Source organism: Pedococcus badiiscoriae, from assembly GCF_013408925.1.
GTDB lineage: Bacteria > Actinomycetota > Actinomycetes > Actinomycetales > Dermatophilaceae > Pedococcus > Pedococcus badiiscoriae.
Genome location: NZ_JACCAB010000001.1, coordinates 160,229 through 176,444, shown reverse-complemented (window position 1 = coordinate 176,444; position 16,216 = coordinate 160,229). Strand labels below are relative to the sequence as shown.

Annotated in this window: 14 protein-coding genes; all 14 read left to right on the top strand. The window is 70.0% G+C overall.

What is annotated here, in order from left to right; translation table 11 throughout:
* Positions 1–2 precede the first annotated feature (2 nt).
* The 14 genes from ftsW (at position 3) to dnaE (ending at position 16,215) form a co-directional block, all read left to right on the top strand.
* Positions 3–1,292 (top strand): putative lipid II flippase FtsW, encoded by a 1,290-nt coding sequence (gene ftsW / locus BJ986_RS00855; RefSeq protein WP_179420279.1) that lies wholly within the window; start codon positions 3–5, stop codon positions 1,290–1,292.
* Positions 1,292–2,410 carry an undecaprenyldiphospho-muramoylpentapeptide beta-N-acetylglucosaminyltransferase gene (gene murG / locus BJ986_RS00850; RefSeq protein WP_179420278.1) on the top strand — a complete coding sequence of 373 codons (1,119 nt, stop codon included), beginning with the start codon at positions 1,292–1,294 and terminating at the stop codon, positions 2,408–2,410. Before ftsW ends, murG begins: the two co-directional genes overlap by 1 nt.
* Positions 2,407–3,843 carry a UDP-N-acetylmuramate--L-alanine ligase gene (gene murC, locus BJ986_RS00845; RefSeq protein ID WP_179420277.1) on the top strand — a complete coding sequence of 479 codons (1,437 nt, stop codon included), beginning with the start codon at positions 2,407–2,409 and terminating at the stop codon, positions 3,841–3,843. Before murG ends, murC begins: the two co-directional genes overlap by 4 nt.
* Positions 3,840–4,601, top strand: a complete 762-nt coding sequence (locus BJ986_RS00840) for a cell division protein FtsQ/DivIB (RefSeq protein WP_179420276.1) — start codon at positions 3,840–3,842, stop codon at positions 4,599–4,601. The genes murC and BJ986_RS00840 overlap by 4 nt, the downstream gene beginning before the upstream one ends.
* Positions 4,602–4,915: 314 nt before the next feature.
* Entirely contained in the window at positions 4,916–6,166 is a 1,251-nt protein-coding gene (gene ftsZ / locus BJ986_RS00835) for a cell division protein FtsZ (RefSeq protein ID WP_179420275.1), read from the top strand.
* A gap of 67 nt (positions 6,167–6,233) precedes the next feature.
* Positions 6,234–6,959 carry a peptidoglycan editing factor PgeF gene (gene pgeF, locus BJ986_RS00830; RefSeq protein ID WP_179420274.1) on the top strand — a complete coding sequence of 242 codons (726 nt, stop codon included), beginning with the start codon at positions 6,234–6,236 and terminating at the stop codon, positions 6,957–6,959.
* Positions 6,956–7,678 (top strand): YggS family pyridoxal phosphate-dependent enzyme, encoded by a 723-nt coding sequence (locus tag BJ986_RS00825; RefSeq protein WP_179420273.1) that lies wholly within the window; start codon positions 6,956–6,958, stop codon positions 7,676–7,678. Before pgeF ends, BJ986_RS00825 begins: the two co-directional genes overlap by 4 nt.
* Before the next feature lie 83 nt (positions 7,679–7,761).
* Positions 7,762–8,241 (top strand): cell division protein SepF, encoded by a 480-nt coding sequence (locus tag BJ986_RS00820; protein ID WP_179420272.1) that lies wholly within the window; start codon positions 7,762–7,764, stop codon positions 8,239–8,241.
* 42 nt (positions 8,242–8,283) lie between these two features.
* Positions 8,284–8,571, top strand: coding sequence for a YggT family protein (locus BJ986_RS00815; protein WP_179420271.1), 288 nt, complete (start codon positions 8,284–8,286; stop codon positions 8,569–8,571).
* Between the two features lie 117 nt (positions 8,572–8,688).
* Positions 8,689–9,936: a DivIVA domain-containing protein gene (locus tag BJ986_RS00810; protein WP_179420270.1), complete on the top strand. Its 1,248-nt coding sequence runs from the start codon at positions 8,689–8,691 to the stop codon at positions 9,934–9,936.
* Positions 9,937–10,147: 211 nt separating this feature from the next.
* Positions 10,148–11,005, top strand: a complete 858-nt coding sequence (locus tag BJ986_RS00805) for a TraR/DksA family transcriptional regulator (protein WP_179420269.1) — start codon at positions 10,148–10,150, stop codon at positions 11,003–11,005.
* The gene (locus BJ986_RS00800) at positions 10,978–11,559 is read left to right on the top strand and encodes a signal peptidase II (RefSeq protein WP_179420268.1); all 582 of its coding nucleotides are present in this window, start codon (positions 10,978–10,980) and stop codon (positions 11,557–11,559) included. Before BJ986_RS00805 ends, BJ986_RS00800 begins: the two co-directional genes overlap by 28 nt.
* Complete coding sequence (locus BJ986_RS00795; RefSeq protein ID WP_179420267.1) at positions 11,552–12,475, top strand: RluA family pseudouridine synthase; 924 nt, start codon at positions 11,552–11,554, stop codon at positions 12,473–12,475. Before BJ986_RS00800 ends, BJ986_RS00795 begins: the two co-directional genes overlap by 8 nt.
* Positions 12,476–12,609: 134 nt before the next feature.
* Positions 12,610–16,215: a DNA polymerase III subunit alpha gene (dnaE, locus tag BJ986_RS00790; protein ID WP_179420266.1), complete on the top strand. Its 3,606-nt coding sequence runs from the start codon at positions 12,610–12,612 to the stop codon at positions 16,213–16,215.
* The last annotated feature ends 1 nt before the right edge of the window (position 16,216 follow it).

Genomic DNA, 16,216 nt, shown 5'->3' with positions numbered 1-16,216 from the left:
CCGTGAGCAGTGCCACCACCGCGCCCCCCAGGGCTCGGACCGCCGGGCACGCCTCCGCGAACGGCACGGGCCAGTCCGAAACCGGCCGCGTCGGAGGGTGGCTGCAGCGACTCGACTCACCCGTGACGAGCTACTACGTCCTGCTCAGCGTGACCGCGGTGCTCGTCATCATCGGGCTGATCATGGTGCTGTCCGCCTCGTCGGTGATGTCCCTCGTCCAGACGAACAACGCCACGCCCTACGTCTACTTCCGCAAGCAGCTCCAGTTCGCCGCGATGGGCACGATCGTCATGTTCATCGGGGTCCGCATCCCCCCGCGGGTGTGGAAGGCGCTGGCGGTGCCGATGCTCGCCGGGGCGCTGCTGCTCCAGCTCCTCGTCTTCACCCCGCTCGGGGTGTCCGTCAACGGCAACCGCAACTGGCTGGCGCTGGGTCCGGTCACGCTGCAGCCCTCGGAGTTCGCCAAGCTCGGGCTCATTCTCGTCGGCGCCACCGTCCTGGCCGCCAAGCGCAAGTTGCTGGGCCAGCTGCGGCACGTCCTCGTCCCGTTCCTCGTCCCGGCCGCAGGGGCGACGATCGGGCTGGTCCTGCTCGGTAAGGACCTCGGCACCGTCATCATCATGGGGGGCATCATCGCCGGGCTGCTGTTCGCGGCGGGCGTGCCCCGGCGGATGTTCGTCTCCGGCTGCTCGCTCTTCACCGCCCTCGCGGTGGCCATGATCGTCACCAGCCCCAACCGGCTGTCGCGGTTCGACGTCTGGCTGGGCAAGGACACCAACCAGTACGGCGCCTACCGCCAGCCGCTGCACGGCCGCTACGCCCTGGCGGACGGGGGCTGGTGGGGAGTTGGCCTGGGCGCGAGCCGCGAGAAGTGGCAGTGGCTGCCCGAGGCCCACAACGACTTCATCTTCGCGATCATCGGCGAGGAGCTCGGCCTGCCCGGCACCCTGGTGCTGCTCGGCCTGTTCTGTGCCCTGGCGCTCGTGTGCTACCGCATCGTGCTGCGCACCGACGACACCTTCGTGCGCATCGCGACCGCCGGGGTGATGGCCTGGATCGTCATCCAGGCCGTCATCAACATCGGTGCCGTGATCGGCCTGCTCCCCGTGATCGGTGTGCCGCTGCCACTCGTCTCGTATGGCGGGTCCTCGCTGATGACCACCATGTTCGCCCTGGGGATGCTCTTGTCCTTTGCCCGCAGGGAGCCCGGGTGCGCCGAGGCGTTGTCGGCCAAACCATCCGTGGTGCGTCGTTCGCTCGCTGTCCTGCCGGGGCGTCGGGGACGTCGCTGATGGCTGCTGGACCCAGCCCCACGTCGGTCCTGCTGGCCGGCGGTGGGACAGCAGGCCACGTCTCGCCGCTGCTGTCGCTCGCCGACTGCCTGCGCCGGCGTGACCCGGGAGTCGTGATCACCGCGCTGGGCACCGAGACGGGCCTCGAGGCCAGGCTGGTCCCCGAGCGCGGGTACCCCCTGATGACCGTGCCGAAGGTGCCGCTGCCACGCCGACCGTCCGCAGACCTGCTCCGCCTGCCGGGCAACCTGCGGGACGCGGTGGCGGCGGCCGATCGTGCCATCGAGCAGTCGGGGGCCCAGGTCGTGGTCGGCTTCGGCGGCTACGTCTCCACTCCCGCCTACCTCGCGGCCCGTCGCCGACACGTCCCGATCGTCGTGCACGAGCAGAATGCCCGGCCCGGCGTGGCCAACCGCGTCGGCGCCCGCATGACCCGTTTCGTGGCCACCACGTTCGCGAGCACCCGGCTGGCCCACGCCACGGCGATCGGCATGCCGCTGCGACGAGAGATCGCCCAGCTCGACCGGGCCGCGGTCCGTCCCCAGGCCCTGGAGCACTTCGGCCTCGAGCCGCACTGGCCGACCGTGCTCGTCACCGGTGGGTCCCTCGGCGCGCAGCGGCTCAACACGACGTTCGAGGCGCGCGTCGCCGTGCTGCGCGAATCCGGGGTGCAGGTCCTGCACCTCACCGGGGCGGGCAAGGAGTTCGTCGCCGACAACAGCGGCATCGGACCCCCCTACGTGGTCGCCCCCTACGCGGACCGGATGGACCTTGCGTATGCCGCGGCCGACCTCGTCGTCGCCCGCGCCGGAGCCAACACCGTGTGCGAGCTGACCGCGGTGGGGCTGCCCGCGGTCTACGTCCCGCTGCCCATCGGCAACGGGGAACAGCGCTTCAACGCGGCCGACGTCGTCGCCGCCGGCGGAGGTCTGCTGGTCGAGGATGCCGCCCTCACGCCGGGCTGGGTCGACGAGACCCTCGTGCCGCTGGTCTCGGACGCCGAGCGCATGCAGGCCATGGCCGCGGCCTCGGCGGCTGTGGGGGAGCGGGGCGCCGACGAGCTGTTGGCCGACATGGTGGCGGCTGCCTTCACGGATTCCGTTGCGGGGCACCGATGAACGGCGCCAACGAACGCTTCGACTTCACCCAGCCAGTGCCTCCCCTCGCCGACCTCGGCTCGGTCCACTTCATCGCCATCGGTGGCGCCGGCATGTCCGGCGTGGCCCGGGTGATGTTGGCCCGGGGGTGCGCGGTCAGCGGGTCCGACGCCAAGCAGTCCCCGGTGCTCACCGCCCTCGCTGCCGAAGGCGCCGAGGTGCACGTCGGCCACGACACGGCATACGTGGAGGGCAAGGACACCGTCGTGATCTCCTCGGCGATCCGGGAGTCCAACATCGAGCTGGCCGCCGCCCGCGCCGCGGGACTGCGCGTCCTGCACCGCTCCCAGGCCCTCGCGAGCACCATGGCGGACTCGCGTCGCGTGGCCGTCGCCGGGGCCAACGGCAAGACCACCACGACGTCGATGCTCACGGTTGCGCTCCAGCACTGCGGGATGGACCCGTCGTTCGCGGCGGGCGGCGAGCTCGCGAAGCACGGCACCAACGCGCACTGGGGCACCGGCGACGTGTTCGTCGCCGAGGCCGACGAGAGCGACGGCTCCTTCCTCGTCTACCGACCCGAGATCGCGGTCGTCACCAACGTCCAGCCCGACCACCTCGACTTCTACGGCACCTTCGAGCGGGTCCAGGAGGCCTACTCGGCGTTTGCGGAGACCATCGTCGAAGACGGTCTGCTCGTCGCCTGCCAGGACGACCCGGGATCGCGGGAGCTGGCGCAGGTGGCCAGGGCCGCGGGCACGAGGGTGCTGACGTACGGCTGGTCCGCCGAGGCCGATGTCGTCCTGCGCGACGAGGTGTTCCGTGGCCTGATGGGCAGGGTCACCGTCACGGGGCCGGACGGCGTCCCGCGCAGCCTGCGGATCAACATCCCCGGCCGGCACAACCTGCTCAACGCCGCCGCCGCCTACACGGTCGCCGTGGAAGGCCTGGGTCAGGACCCGACCCGAGTGCTCGACGGGCTGTTCGGGTTCACCGGGACGCGGCGCCGGTTCGAGCCCAAGGGGTCGGCTGCCGGTGTCTCGGTCGTCGACGACTACGCCCACAACCCCGGCAAGGTCGCGGCGGTCGTGGGTACCGGTGCGGACCTGGCCGGACAGGGGCGGCTCGTCGTCGTCTTCCAGCCGCACCTCTACTCCCGCACGCGCGACTTCGCCCGCGAGTTCGCGGCTGCGCTGCTGCCCGCCGACGTGGTGGTCCTCATGGAGATCTACGCGGCGCGGGAGGACCCGATGCCGGGGGTCTCCTCCCAGCTCGTCGCCGACGCGCTGCGTGAGCTGCGCCCGGACGCGGACGTCACGGTCATCGCCTCGTGGTCGGCCGTGGCCGAGCACGTCGCCGGCCTGACCCGCGAGGGCGACCTCGTCCTCACCGTGGGTGCCGGGGACGTGACGATGATCGGGCCCGAGATCCTGCGCGCCCTGGGTCAGGCATGAGCCGTCTCGCCGGGTCGCAGGCCAGCGCCGGCCGCACCGGCCTCGCGTCCTCGCGGGCCCGGTTCCAGCGCCGCGCACACGAGGTGCGGCAACGTCCCTGGCGACTCTTCGGGTATGCCGCGGCGGGCGTGGCTTTCGTGCTGCTCCTCGGTTGGGTGGTCGGGTTCAGCCCGGTCCTGGCGGTCCGGCACGTCGAGGTGGTCGGGGTTCCCGAGACCGAGGTCGCGGCCATCAGGGCGATGGCCAAGGTCCCGCTGGGGGAGCCGCTGGCCCGCGTCGACAGCGGCGCGGTGGCCGCCCGGGTGGCCGAGCGCGCCACCGTGGCGGACGTGTCGATCGAACGGTCGTGGCCCAGCACCCTGGTGATCCACGCGAGCCCCCGCCAGCCGTTTCTCGTCGTCAAGAACCCTCAAGGTCAACTACAGGTTGTAGATGACACCGGGGTCGCCTATGCCCATGTCAGCACCCCTCCGCGGGGAGTTCCGAGCGTCAACGCCGCGACGACGGCGGCCCTGTCGCGCGACGCCCTCGCGGCCGCGGTCAGCGTGCTGAAGGCGCTCCCGGCATCGACCCAGAAGCGGGTCTCCGACATCACCGTCAGCAGTGCCAACCTGGTGACGCTGCGGATCGGCCGGACGTCTGTGGTCTGGGGCGGGATCGAGGATCCCGAGCGCAAGGTCGCGATCATGACGGCGCTGCTCGCGGCCCGGCCGTCGGTCATCGACGTGAGTGCTCCCGACACGCCTGTCACCCGCTGAGAGCGACTCTCGGAGCTCGTGTCAGACTGTGACTCGTGGGGCTGAAGTGACGCGTGTGACATGGCGTCCCGGTACCCCGCGGACAAACCGTGGAAACGGGTGAATCTGTGCTGCGACACGCGGTCGATCAGGTTGCCTGTGACCCATGCGACGCATAGCGTCGGCGACACCGAAACGAGGCATCTGGACGTCGATGAGGGTAACCCTCAACCTGACGTCGAGGCACCGGCGAGCGGCAACGAGCACCACCACGGACTCGCCAGCACCCAGCGACGACCACTACCAGAGCACCGCATTCAGGAAGGCCCACCGCCGTGGCAGCACCACAGAACTACCTGGCCGTCATCAAGGTCGTCGGCATCGGCGGAGGTGGCGTCAACGCCATCAACCGCATGATCGAGGTCGGCCTCAAGGGCGTCGAATTCATCGCGATCAACACGGACGCCCAGGCCCTGCTGATGAGCGATGCCGACGTCAAGCTCGACGTGGGCCGTGAGCTCACCCGGGGCCTCGGTGCGGGCGCGGACCCCGAGGTCGGCAAGAAGGCAGCCGAGGACCACGCGGAGGAGATCGAGGAGGTCCTCAAGGGGGCCGACATGGTGTTCGTCACCGCGGGTGAAGGTGGTGGCACCGGCACCGGCGGCGCGCCGGTGGTGGCCAAGATCGCCAAGGGTCTGGGTGCGCTCACGATCGGCGTCGTGACGCGTCCGTTCACCTTCGAGGGACGTCGCCGGGCCAACCAGGCGGAGACCGGGATCGCCAACCTGCGCGAAGAGGTCGACACCCTCATCGTCATCCCCAACGACCGGCTGCTGTCGATCAGTGACCGCACCGTCAGCATGCTCGACGCCTTCCGCTCCGCCGACCAGGTGCTGCTGTCGGGTGTCCAGGGCATCACCGACCTGATCACGACGCCGGGTCTGATCAACCTCGACTTCGCCGACGTGAAGTCCGTCATGCAGGGTGCCGGCTCGGCCCTCATGGGGATCGGCTCGTCGCGGGGTGACGACCGGGCCGTCCAGGCCGCCGAGCTCGCCATCTCCAGCCCCCTGCTGGAGGCCAGCATCGACGGTGCGCACGGCGTGCTCCTGTCCATCCAGGGTGGCAGCGACCTCGGTCTCTTCGAGATCAACGAGGCCGCGCGACTGGTGCAGGAAGCCGCGCACCCCGAGGCCAACATCATCTTCGGCGCCGTGATCGACGACGCCCTGGGCGACGAGGTGCGGGTGACCGTGATCGCCGCAGGCTTCGACGGTGGCGCTCCGCTCAAGCGCGAGAACGACCGCGCCATCGGCCAGATCCAGGGGTCGTCCCGTCCAGCCACGCAGCAGGCCGCTCCGGCGACGCCGACCACACCGGTGTCTGCAGCCACGTCGGCTCCGGCACCGGCTGCGCCGAGGTTCGAGCCCGTCCCGCAGCCCGTGGCGTCTCAGGAGTCCCCGGTGCAGACGTCGGAGGCGACCCCCGTCGAGCCCGCGGCGCAGCGCGAGCCCGCGGGTCGACCGCCGCGCACCGTCACCTTCGACGAGGGCGACGACCTGGACGTGCCCGACTTCCTGAAGTGACGACACGCTGAGACCACGCCGACAGGGGCGCCGGACGCGTCCGGCGCCCCTGTCGTAGGTTGGTGCGGTGTTCTACTGGCGCGCACGCACCGGCACCGTCGACTGGGCCTTCACCGACCGCGAGGGGGGCGTCAGCGGCGCAGACTTCGGTTCCCTCAACCTCGGGGGACATGTGGGCGACGACCCGGAGGCCGTTGAGGAGAATCGCGCCCGGGTCGCGAAAGCCGTTGGGGTGCAACGCGATCACCTGCTGTTCATGCAGCAGTGCCATGGAGGCGACGTCGTCGTGGTCGAGCGCGAGTGGGGTGCTCAAGAGCCGCCTGCGGCGGACGGCATCGTGACCGCCGCCCCGGGCCTGGCCCTGGCGGTCCTCGTGGCCGACTGCACCCCGGTCCTGCTGGCTGACCCGGCCGTCGGCGTCGTCGGTGCGGTCCACGCCGGACGGCCGGGGATGATGTCCCGCATCGTCGACACCGCCGTGCAGCAGATGCGCGGCCTCGGCGCCCGTGAGATCAGCGCGGTGGTCGGGCCGTCGGTCTGCGGCCGCTGCTACGAGGTCCCGACGGAGCTGCGTGATGCTGCGGCGAAGGTGACGCCGGAGTCCTCGGCGCGGTCGTGGTCGGGCACCCCCGCCATCGACGTCGCGACGGGGGTGGTGGCCCAGCTGGCCGCCAACGACGTCGCGGTGCAGTGGGTCCCGGGGTGTGCGCGTGAGGACGAGAGGCTCTTCTCCTACCGCAGGGACGGGCAGACCGGGCGCTACGCGGGCGTCGTCGTGGCCGGAGCCAGGTGAGCGGCACCGAAGCCCGCCGCGCAGAGCTCGCCGACAACCTCGAGCGGGTGCGCGAGCGCATCGGCGCCGCGTGCGCCCGGGCCGGACGGGACCCGTCGGAGATCACCCTGATCGCGGTGACCAAGTTCTTCCCCGCCACCGACGTCGACCTCCTGGTGGGGCTCGGGGTCACCGCGATCGGGGAGAACCGAGACCAGGAGGCGTCGGCGAAGGTGGCCGAGCTGGCCCGGCGACGGGACGTGGAGCTCCACTTCATCGGCCGGCTCCAGACGAACAAGGCGGCGTCTGTCGTGTCGTATGCCGACGTCGTCCAGTCCGTCGACCGCCCCAAGCTCGTCGCGGCGCTCGACCGCGCGGCGGCCGCCCGGGGTGTGCGTCCGGGCGTGCTCGTCCAGGTCTCCCTCGACGGCCAGCCTCCCAGTGGCCCCGCGGACAGGGGTGGGGTCGACCCACGCGCCGCGGCCGCGCTGGCCGAGCAGGTGGCGGGGTGCGACCACCTCCAGCTGCGGGGGGTGATGGCGGTCGCGCCACTGGGAGCCGACCCGGCGCCGGCCTTCGCCCGGCTGCGGGCGGTCGCGAACGGCATACGGGAGGCGCACGAGGGTGCGACGTGGATCTCCGCGGGGATGAGTGGGGACCTCGAGGCGGCCGTCGCGCAGGGAGCGACACACCTGCGTGTCGGGAGCGCAATCCTCGGTTCTCGGCAGTCACACCGGTAACTTCAGTTGCGAAGACGGCGATGACGTGGACCAGGCGTGATCGTGAACGGACAGTAGGCACTGAACCCAAAGGGAGCTCGCACATGGCTGGGGCGCTGCGCAAGACGATGGTGTACCTCGGGCTCGCGGAGGATGACGAGCGCTATGACGGTTACGACGAGTACGACTACGACGAGCACGCCCACCACGAGGCCCCGGCCGAGCGTTCCGCGGCGGTCACTCCGCTGCCGCAGCGCACGCCAGTGGCCCGGGTGGTCCGCGATGTCGAGGTCGGCGCCCTGAACCGCATCACCACGATCCACCCCCGCACCTACAACGAGGCCAAGAACATCGGCGAGAGCTTCCGTGACGGCACGCCCGTCATCATGAACCTCTCCGACATGGACGACTCCGACGCCAAGCGTCTGGTCGACTTCGCCGCCGGCCTGGTCTTCGGCCTGCACGGGCAGATCGAGCGGGTCACCTCCAAGGTGTTCCTGCTGTCGCCCGCCCACGTCGAGGTGTCTGCCGAGGAGGGCCCGGCGGCGCCCACCGCGGCCCGGGGCCTGTTCAACCAGTCCTGACCTTCACAGCGGACGCCAAGCCGCCCATGGCAGGGTGAGCCCATGCTGCTGGGTCAGAACATCGTCGCGAGCGTCCTGCGCTTCGTCCTCTTCCTGTTCTTCGTCGTCCTGCTGGGACGACTGGTCCTCGACTGGGTGCAGGCGTTCGCGCGGGAGTGGCGACCGCGCGGCCCGATCCTCGTCGTGGCCGAGATCGTCTACACCGTGACCGACCCCCCGCTGAAGGCGCTGCGGAGGCTGATCCCCCCGCTGACCCTGGGCACGATGCGCCTCGACCTCGCCTTCCTGGTCCTGATGTTGCTGACCACCATGGCGATGAGTGTCATCTGAATGGCTACTTCTCGCCCGTTTCCATCGGGTCGCCAGCGCATCCTCTAGGCTGGCGCGTGACCCACTCTCTGGGATGCTTTACCTGCACTGCTCATGCCAGCCAACCGAGGTGACTGAATGACGCTCACGCCTGAGGACGTCCTCAACAAGAACTTCACGCCGACACAGTTCCGGCGTGGCTACGACGAACGCGAGGTCGACGACTTCCTCGACGAGGTCGTCGCCGAGATGCGACGCATCGTGAAGGAGGGCGACGACCTCCGCGACCAGCTGAACGAGTGCCGGCAGACCAAGGGGATGCCGGCCGTCGCGAAGGCCGACCCCAACGCGGCCGCTGCCAAGGCCGCGGATGCGAAGGCGGCCCAGGAGGCGGAGGCGAAGGCGGTCCGCGAGGCCGAGGAGCGCCTCGCCGCGATCGAGGCCAAGGCCCAGGAGGCCGAGAAGGCAGCCCAGGAGCGCATCGCCGCGGCGATGGCGCGCGCGGAGGAGGCCGAGAAGACCGCGCAGGCGCGCGCCGACGAGGCCGAGCAGGCAGCCCAGGGTCGCATCTCGGACACCGAGAAGGGTGCCCAGGAGCGCGCCCTGGCGGTCGAGGCGCGAGCCAAGGAGGCCGAGAAGCGCGCCGCCGAGGCGGAGCAGCGTGCGGCGGAGGCCAAGCAGCAGGCCGAGGAGCTCCAGCGCTCCAACGCCGAGCAGGCCAAGGCGCTCGAGGCCGCCCAGGCCCAGGCGAAGGCCGCGGCGCAGGCGGCTCCGGTCGCCGCAGCCGCGGAGCAGGGCAACACGGCGACGGCCCTGGGTGCGGCCGCGGGTGGCGGCGCCAGTGCGGCTGCCCTGCTCGAGATGGCTCAGCGACTGCACGACGAGCACGTCGGTCAGGGTGAGTCCACCCGGGACCGCTTGATCTCCGAGGCACAGGCACGACACGACGAGCTCGTGGGCGACGGTCAGAGCAAGCACGACGAGCTCCTGTCGGTCGGCCAGGCCAAGCACGACGAGCTGCTGTCCGTGGGCCAGTCCCGCCACGACGAGCTGCTGGCCACCGCTCAGGCGCGGCACGATGAGCTCATCGGCGAGGCGACCACCAAGCACGAGCAGCTGATCACCGAGGCCCGCGAGCGCTCGACCGGCATGGTCCACGAGGCTCAGCAGAAGAAGGCGCAGATCCTCGAGGAGCTCAGCCGCGAGCGCAACATGCTCGAGAAGAAGATCGACGAGCTGAGGGCCTTCGAGCGTGACTACCGGGCACGCCTGAAGACCTACATCGAGCAGCAGCTCCACGAGCTCGACCACATCGGCGTGGAGCCCACTGAGGCCCCCGACGGCGACGCCGACGCGGCTGACGAGGGTCAGTCCGACAACCAGTAGGAGACCAGCCTCTGGTCCCTGGCTGCAGTGCACGACGAGGGCGCCCACCGCATCGCGGTGGGCGCCCTCTCGCGTTCTGAGAGCCCCGCGTGGCAACGGTTTTGGAACGCTCCGCGTTTTGCCGTTGAGTACGCAGCGCCCAGCGCTTATCCTCACCGCACCTGTGAGCGCTCGTCTGGGAGCGCCATGCGACCGAGGGGCCCGGCACACCATGGTTCAAAAGGCGAGAGCTGCGACGAAGTCCGCATCGGCGGGCAAGGCTTCCAGCGCGACCAAGACCGCCCCCGCGAAGAAGGTCGCGCCATCGAAGAAGTCGGCGCCGGCGAAGAAGGCTACGGCGGTCAAGAAGACAGCGCCCGCGAAGAAGGCGGCGCCACCGAAGAAGACGGCCCCAGCCAAGAAGGCGGCGCCCGCGCCCGCGAAGAAGGCCGCACCGGCCAAGAAGACCGCGTCCGCACCGGTCAAGAAGGCCGCGCCCGCGCCCGCGAAGAAGGCCGCACCGGCCACGAAGGCTGCCCCGGCCAAGAAGACCGCGCCCGCGCCCGCGAAGAAGGCCGCACCGGCCAAGAAGGCTGCACCGGCGCCCGCGAAGAAGGCCGCACCGGCCAAGAAGGCGGCGCCCGCCAAGAAGGCGGCGCCCGCGAAGAGGACGAGCGCCGCCACCAGGACCGCGCCACAGTCGCTGCGGGTCCGTGACGACGAGTCACCCTGGACGACCAAGGAGCTGCGTGAGATCCGCACCGCCATCGAGGCCGACGTGGCGCACCTGCGTCAGGAGATCTCGGTCGCGGAGGCCGACCTGGTCGGCCTCATGCGCGACGCCGGGGACGGCGCGGGGGACGACCAGGCGGACGCAGGGGCCAAGACCTTCGAGCGTGAGCAGGAGATCTCGCTGGCCAACAACGCCCGCGAGATGCTCGACCAGAACCTCCACGCCATCGAGCGCCTCGACAACGGCACCTACGGGATCTGCGAGTCCTGCGGCAACCCGATCGGCAAACTTCGCCTTCAGGCCGCTCCTCGTGCGACCCTATGCGTGACATGCAAGACGAAGCAGGAGCGCCGCTGATCGCGGCCGACGAGTCCCCCTCCACCACCAGACCCGCAGCAGACCGCCGCCGCCTCTTCGGCCTCATGGCCGCCGCGGCCATCGCGGCCTACGTCGCTGACCAGCTGACCAAGGCCTGGGCCCTGGCCAGCCTCGAGCCGGGGTCACCCGTCGACGTCGTCGGCGGGCTCATCCGGCTCAACCTGATCCGCAACGCCGGCGCCGCGTTCTCCATCGGCAACGGGGCCACCTGGGTGCTGACCCTGATCGCCTTCGGCGTCCTGGTCGTCATCATCCGCACCGCCCGCCGGATCGGCAGCCGCGGCTGGGCCTGGGCGCTCGGGCTGCTGCTCGGCGGCTCGCTCGGCAACCTCACCGACCGGATGATCCGCGAGCCCGGCCCGGGGCGCGGCCACGTCGTGGACTTCATCGACTACTTCGGCCTCTTCATCGGCAACGTCGCCGACATCGCCATCGTCGGGTCGGCCGCAGCCATCGGCCTGCTCGCCGTGCGCGGCATCGGTGTCGACGGCAAACGCCCCCACCATGGACGACACGAGGCCGCGGATGACTGACGCCAGAACCCTTTTCGTCCCGGACGGCCTCGAGGGGGAGCGGGTCGATGCCGCCCTGGCGCGGCTCTTCGGGGTCTCGCGCACCAAGGCCGCCGACCTCGCCTCGGCTGGAGACGTCCACGTCAACCACAAGCAGGCGGGCAAGTCCGACCGCGTGAGCGCCGGTGACCTGCTCGAGGTGACCCTGCCCGCGAGCGACCAGAGCCCGACCCTCAAGGTGATCGCCGAGCCCGTGCCCGGCATGACCATCATCCACGACGACGACGACCTGGTCGTGGTCGACAAGCCCGTGGGGGTGGCGGCCCACCCGAGCGTCGGGTGGACCGGTCCGACCGTCGTGGGCGGCCTGGCTGCGGCCGGGTACCGCATCGCCACCAGCGGAGCGAGCGAGCGGCAGGGGATCGTCTCGCGCCTCGATGTCGGCACCAGCGGACTGATGGTGGTCGCCAAGTCGGAGTACGCCTACAGCGTCCTCAAGCAGGCCTTCCGCAGTCGCAGCGTCGACAAGAAGTACCACGCCCTCGTCCAGGGACTTCCCGACCCGGTGGTCGGCACCATCGACGCGCCGATCGGCCGCCACCCCAACCACGACTACAAGTTCGCCGTGATGGACAAGGGCAAGCCGAGTGTCACCCACTACGAGGTCATCGAGGCGTTCCGCGCCGCGTCCCTGCTCGACATCCACCTCGAGACCGGGCGCACCCACCAGATCCGGGTGCACTTCTCGGCGCTGCACCACCCGTGCGCGGGCGACCTCACCTACGGCGCGGACCCCACCCTGGCCGCCCGTCTCGGCCTGGAGCGGCAGTGGCTGCACGCCGTGGGACTGGGCTTCGAACACCCCGGCACCGGCAAGTACGTCACCTACGAGAGCCCCTACCCGGCTGACCTGGCCCAGGCCCTCGAGCGTCTCTGAGCCGTCCCTGAGCCGCGCGAGCGGGCGGTGCGGTATGCCGGGCAGCCCGCTGCCCGGCATACCACGCGCCCCATCCGTCACAGCTAGGCGCGTCCCTTAGGTCCTGTCGGAGCCCAGACCTAAGATCGCTTCTGATGTCCCCCCAGATCGCCTCCGGCTCCTCCAGCTCGAACAGCACCGACTCGTTCGTCCACCTCCACGTGCACACCGAGTACTCGATGCTCGACGGTGCGGCGCGGATCGGTGACCTGTTCACCAAGGCCGCCGAGATGGGGATGCCGGCGCTGGCCACCACCGACCACGGGTACGTGTTCGGCGCCTACGAGTTCTGGAAGAAGGCCCAGGGGACCGGCGTCAAGCCGATCATCGGGGTCGAGGCCTACGTCACGCCGGGCACGCACCGCACCGACAAGACCCGGGTGAAGTGGGGCGAGGACCACCAGTCCGGCGACGACGTGTCCGGTTCGGGCGCCTACACCCACATGACCCTGCTGGCCCGCAACAACAACGGGCTGCACAACTTGTTCCGGCTCGACTCCCAGGCCAGCCTCGACCAGGTCTACGCCAAGTGGCCCCGGATCGACCGCGAGCTGCTCGGCCAGTACGGACAGGGACTCATCGCGACGACCGGGTGTCCCTCGGGCGAGGTGCAGACGCGCCTGCGCCTGGGCCAGTACCGCGAGGCCCTGCAGGCTGCCTCGGACTTCCGTGACATCTTCGGCAAGGACTACTACTTCGCCGAGCTGATGGACCACGGCCTCGACATCGAGCGGCGGGTGCAGAAGGACCTCCTGCGGCTGGCCCGCGAGCTCGGCCTGCCCCTGGTCGCGACCAACGACCTGCACTACACGACGCGCGACGACGCCAAGGCCCACTCGGCCCTGCTCTGCGTGCAGTCCGGCTCGACCCTGATGGACCCCAACCGGTTCAAGTTCGACGCCGACGACTTCTACCTCAAGAGCCCGGCCGAGATGCGGCACACCTGGCGCGAGCTGCCCGAGGCCTGCGACAACACCCTGCTCATCGCCGAGATGTGCGACATCTCGTTCACCGAGGGCGAAGGGCGGTACATGCCGCGCTTCCCTTGCCCCCCGGGGGAGAACGAGGAGTCGTGGTTCGTCAAGGAGGTCCAGAAGGGGCTCGCTGACCGGTTCCCCGGCGGCGTCCCCGAGTACGCCACGAAGCAGGCGGCCTTCGAGACCGACGTCATCGTCTCCAAGGGGTATGCCGGGTACTTCCTCGTCGTCGCCGACTTCATCAACTGGGCCAAGGCCAACGGCATCCGGGTGGGCCCCGGTCGCGGCTCCGGCGCCGGCTCGATGTGCGCGTACGCCATGAAGATCACGGATCTCGACCCGATCCCGCACGGCCTGATCTTCGAGCGGTTCCTCAACCCCGAGCGCATGTCGATGCCCGACTTCGACGTCGACTTCGACGAGCGCCGTCGTGGCGAGGTCATCAAGTACGTCACCGACAAGTACGGCGCCGACCGGGTCGCCCAGATCGTCACCTACGGCACGATCAAGGCCAAGCAGGCCGTCAAGGACGCCTCCCGCGTGATGGGGCACCCGTTCGTCGTGGGCGAGCAGCTCACCAAGGCGATGCCCCCGGACGTCATGGGCAAGGGCGTCCCGCTGGCCGAGATCTACAACAAGGACCACAAGCGCTACAACGAGGGCGGCGACTTCCGTGCGCTCGTCGAGACCGAGCCGCACTTCAAGGAGATCGTCGACACGGCCCTCGGGCTGGAGGGGCTCAAGCGGCAGTGGGGCGTCCACGCAGCCGGGGTGATCATGTCGAGCGAGCCGCTCATCGACGTCATCCCGATCATGCGGCGGCTCCAGGACGGCCAGGTCATCACCCAGTTCGACTACCCGAGCTGTGAGGCGCTCGGGCTGGTCAAGATGGACTTCCTCGGCCTGCGCAACCTCACCATCCTCGACGACGCCATCGACAACGTGAAGGCCAACCGCGGCGAGGACATCGACCTCGACGCGCTGTCCAAGGACATGACCGACAAGGCGACGTTCGACCTGCTGTCCCGCGGTGACACCCTCGGCGTGTTCCAGCTCGACGGCGGCGGGATGCGCACGCTGCTCAAGCTGATGCAGCCCGACAACTTCGAGGACATCTCGGCGGCCCTCGCGCTCTACCGACCCGGCCCCATGGGAGTCAACGCCCACACCAACTTCGCCCTGCGCAAGAACGGCAAGCAGGACCTCACGCCGCTCGACCCGCAGCTGGCAGGCAAGCTCCAGCAGGAGATGGTCGACGCGCTCCTGCCGATCCTGGGCACCACCTACGGCCTGGTGATCTACCAGGAGCAGGTCATGGAGATCGCCCAGAAGCTGGCCGGCTACACCCTCGGCAACGCCGACCTGCTGCGCCGCGCGATGGGCAAGAAGAAGAAGGAGGTCCTCGACGCCGAGTACGTCCCCTTCTCCGAGGGCATGAAGGCCAAGGGTTTCAACGAGGCCTCGATCGCTGCCCTGTGGGGCGTCCTCGTGCCGTTCTCGGACTACGCCTTCAACAAGGCCCACACCGCCGCCTACGGACTGGTGTCCTACTGGACCGGCTACCTCAAGGCGAACTACCCGGCCGAGTACATGGCTGCGCTGCTCACCAGCGTCGGAGACGACAAGGACAAGTCCGCGCTCTACCTCGGCGAGTGCCGCCGGATGGGGATCAAGGTGCTGCCCCCGGACGTCAACGACTCGGTGGCCCGGTTCGCCGCGGTGGGCACGGACATCCGGTTCGGGATGCAGGCGATCCGCAACGTCGGGCACAACGTCGTCGAGGCGATCGTCGCGGCCCGTGAGGAGAAGGGCCGGTTCACCTCCTTCAAGGACTTCCTGTCCAAGTGCCCCGCGGTGGTCTGCAACAAGCGCACGATCGAGTCGCTGATCAAGGCGGGCGCCTTCGACGGTCTGCAGGAGTCGCGACAGGGGCTGTACCGCGTCCACGAGGACTTCGTCGACAACTTCGTCGACATCAAGCGGCAGGAGGCCATCGGACAGGACTCGCTGTTCGGGTCCTTCGGCGACGACGCCGCGGGGGAGTCCGTCGACTTCTCGGTGCTGCCCACCATCCCCAGTGTCGAGTGGGACAAGAAGACCCTGCTGCAGTTCGAGCGCGAGATGCTGGGCCTGTATGTCTCGGACCACCCGCTCTTCGGCATCGAGCACGTGCTGAGCTCCCACGCAGACACCTCGATCGCCAGCCTGATGGGGGAGGACGGCAAGCCCGAGGGCGCCAACGTCACCATCGCCGGTCTCATCACCGGGCTCCAGGTCAAGCGCACCAAGAAGGGCGACCTCTGGGCGATCGTGACGGTGGAGGACCTCGAGGGCGCGATCGAGTGCCTGTTCTTCCCCAGTGCCTACCTCACGGTGCAGCACGCCCTGACCCATGACGCGGTCGTCGTCGTCAAGGGGCGGGTCAACCGGCGTGACGACACCCCCACGATCTTCGCCTCCGACCTGACGCTGCCCGACATCTCGGAGGGGCCGCGTGGTCCGGTCGTCGTCACCATCGACACCAACCGGGCCACCCAGACCAAGGTCGAGGAGCTCAAGTCCGTGCTGTCGTCGCATCCCGGCTCCACCGAGGTGCACGTGCGGCTGAGCCAACCCGGGCGATCGGTCCTGATGAGGCTCGAGGACTCCTACCGGGTCAACGCCACCGAGGCGCTCTTCGGCGACCTCAAGGTGATCCTCGGCCCGCGCTGTCTGGCCGGCTGAG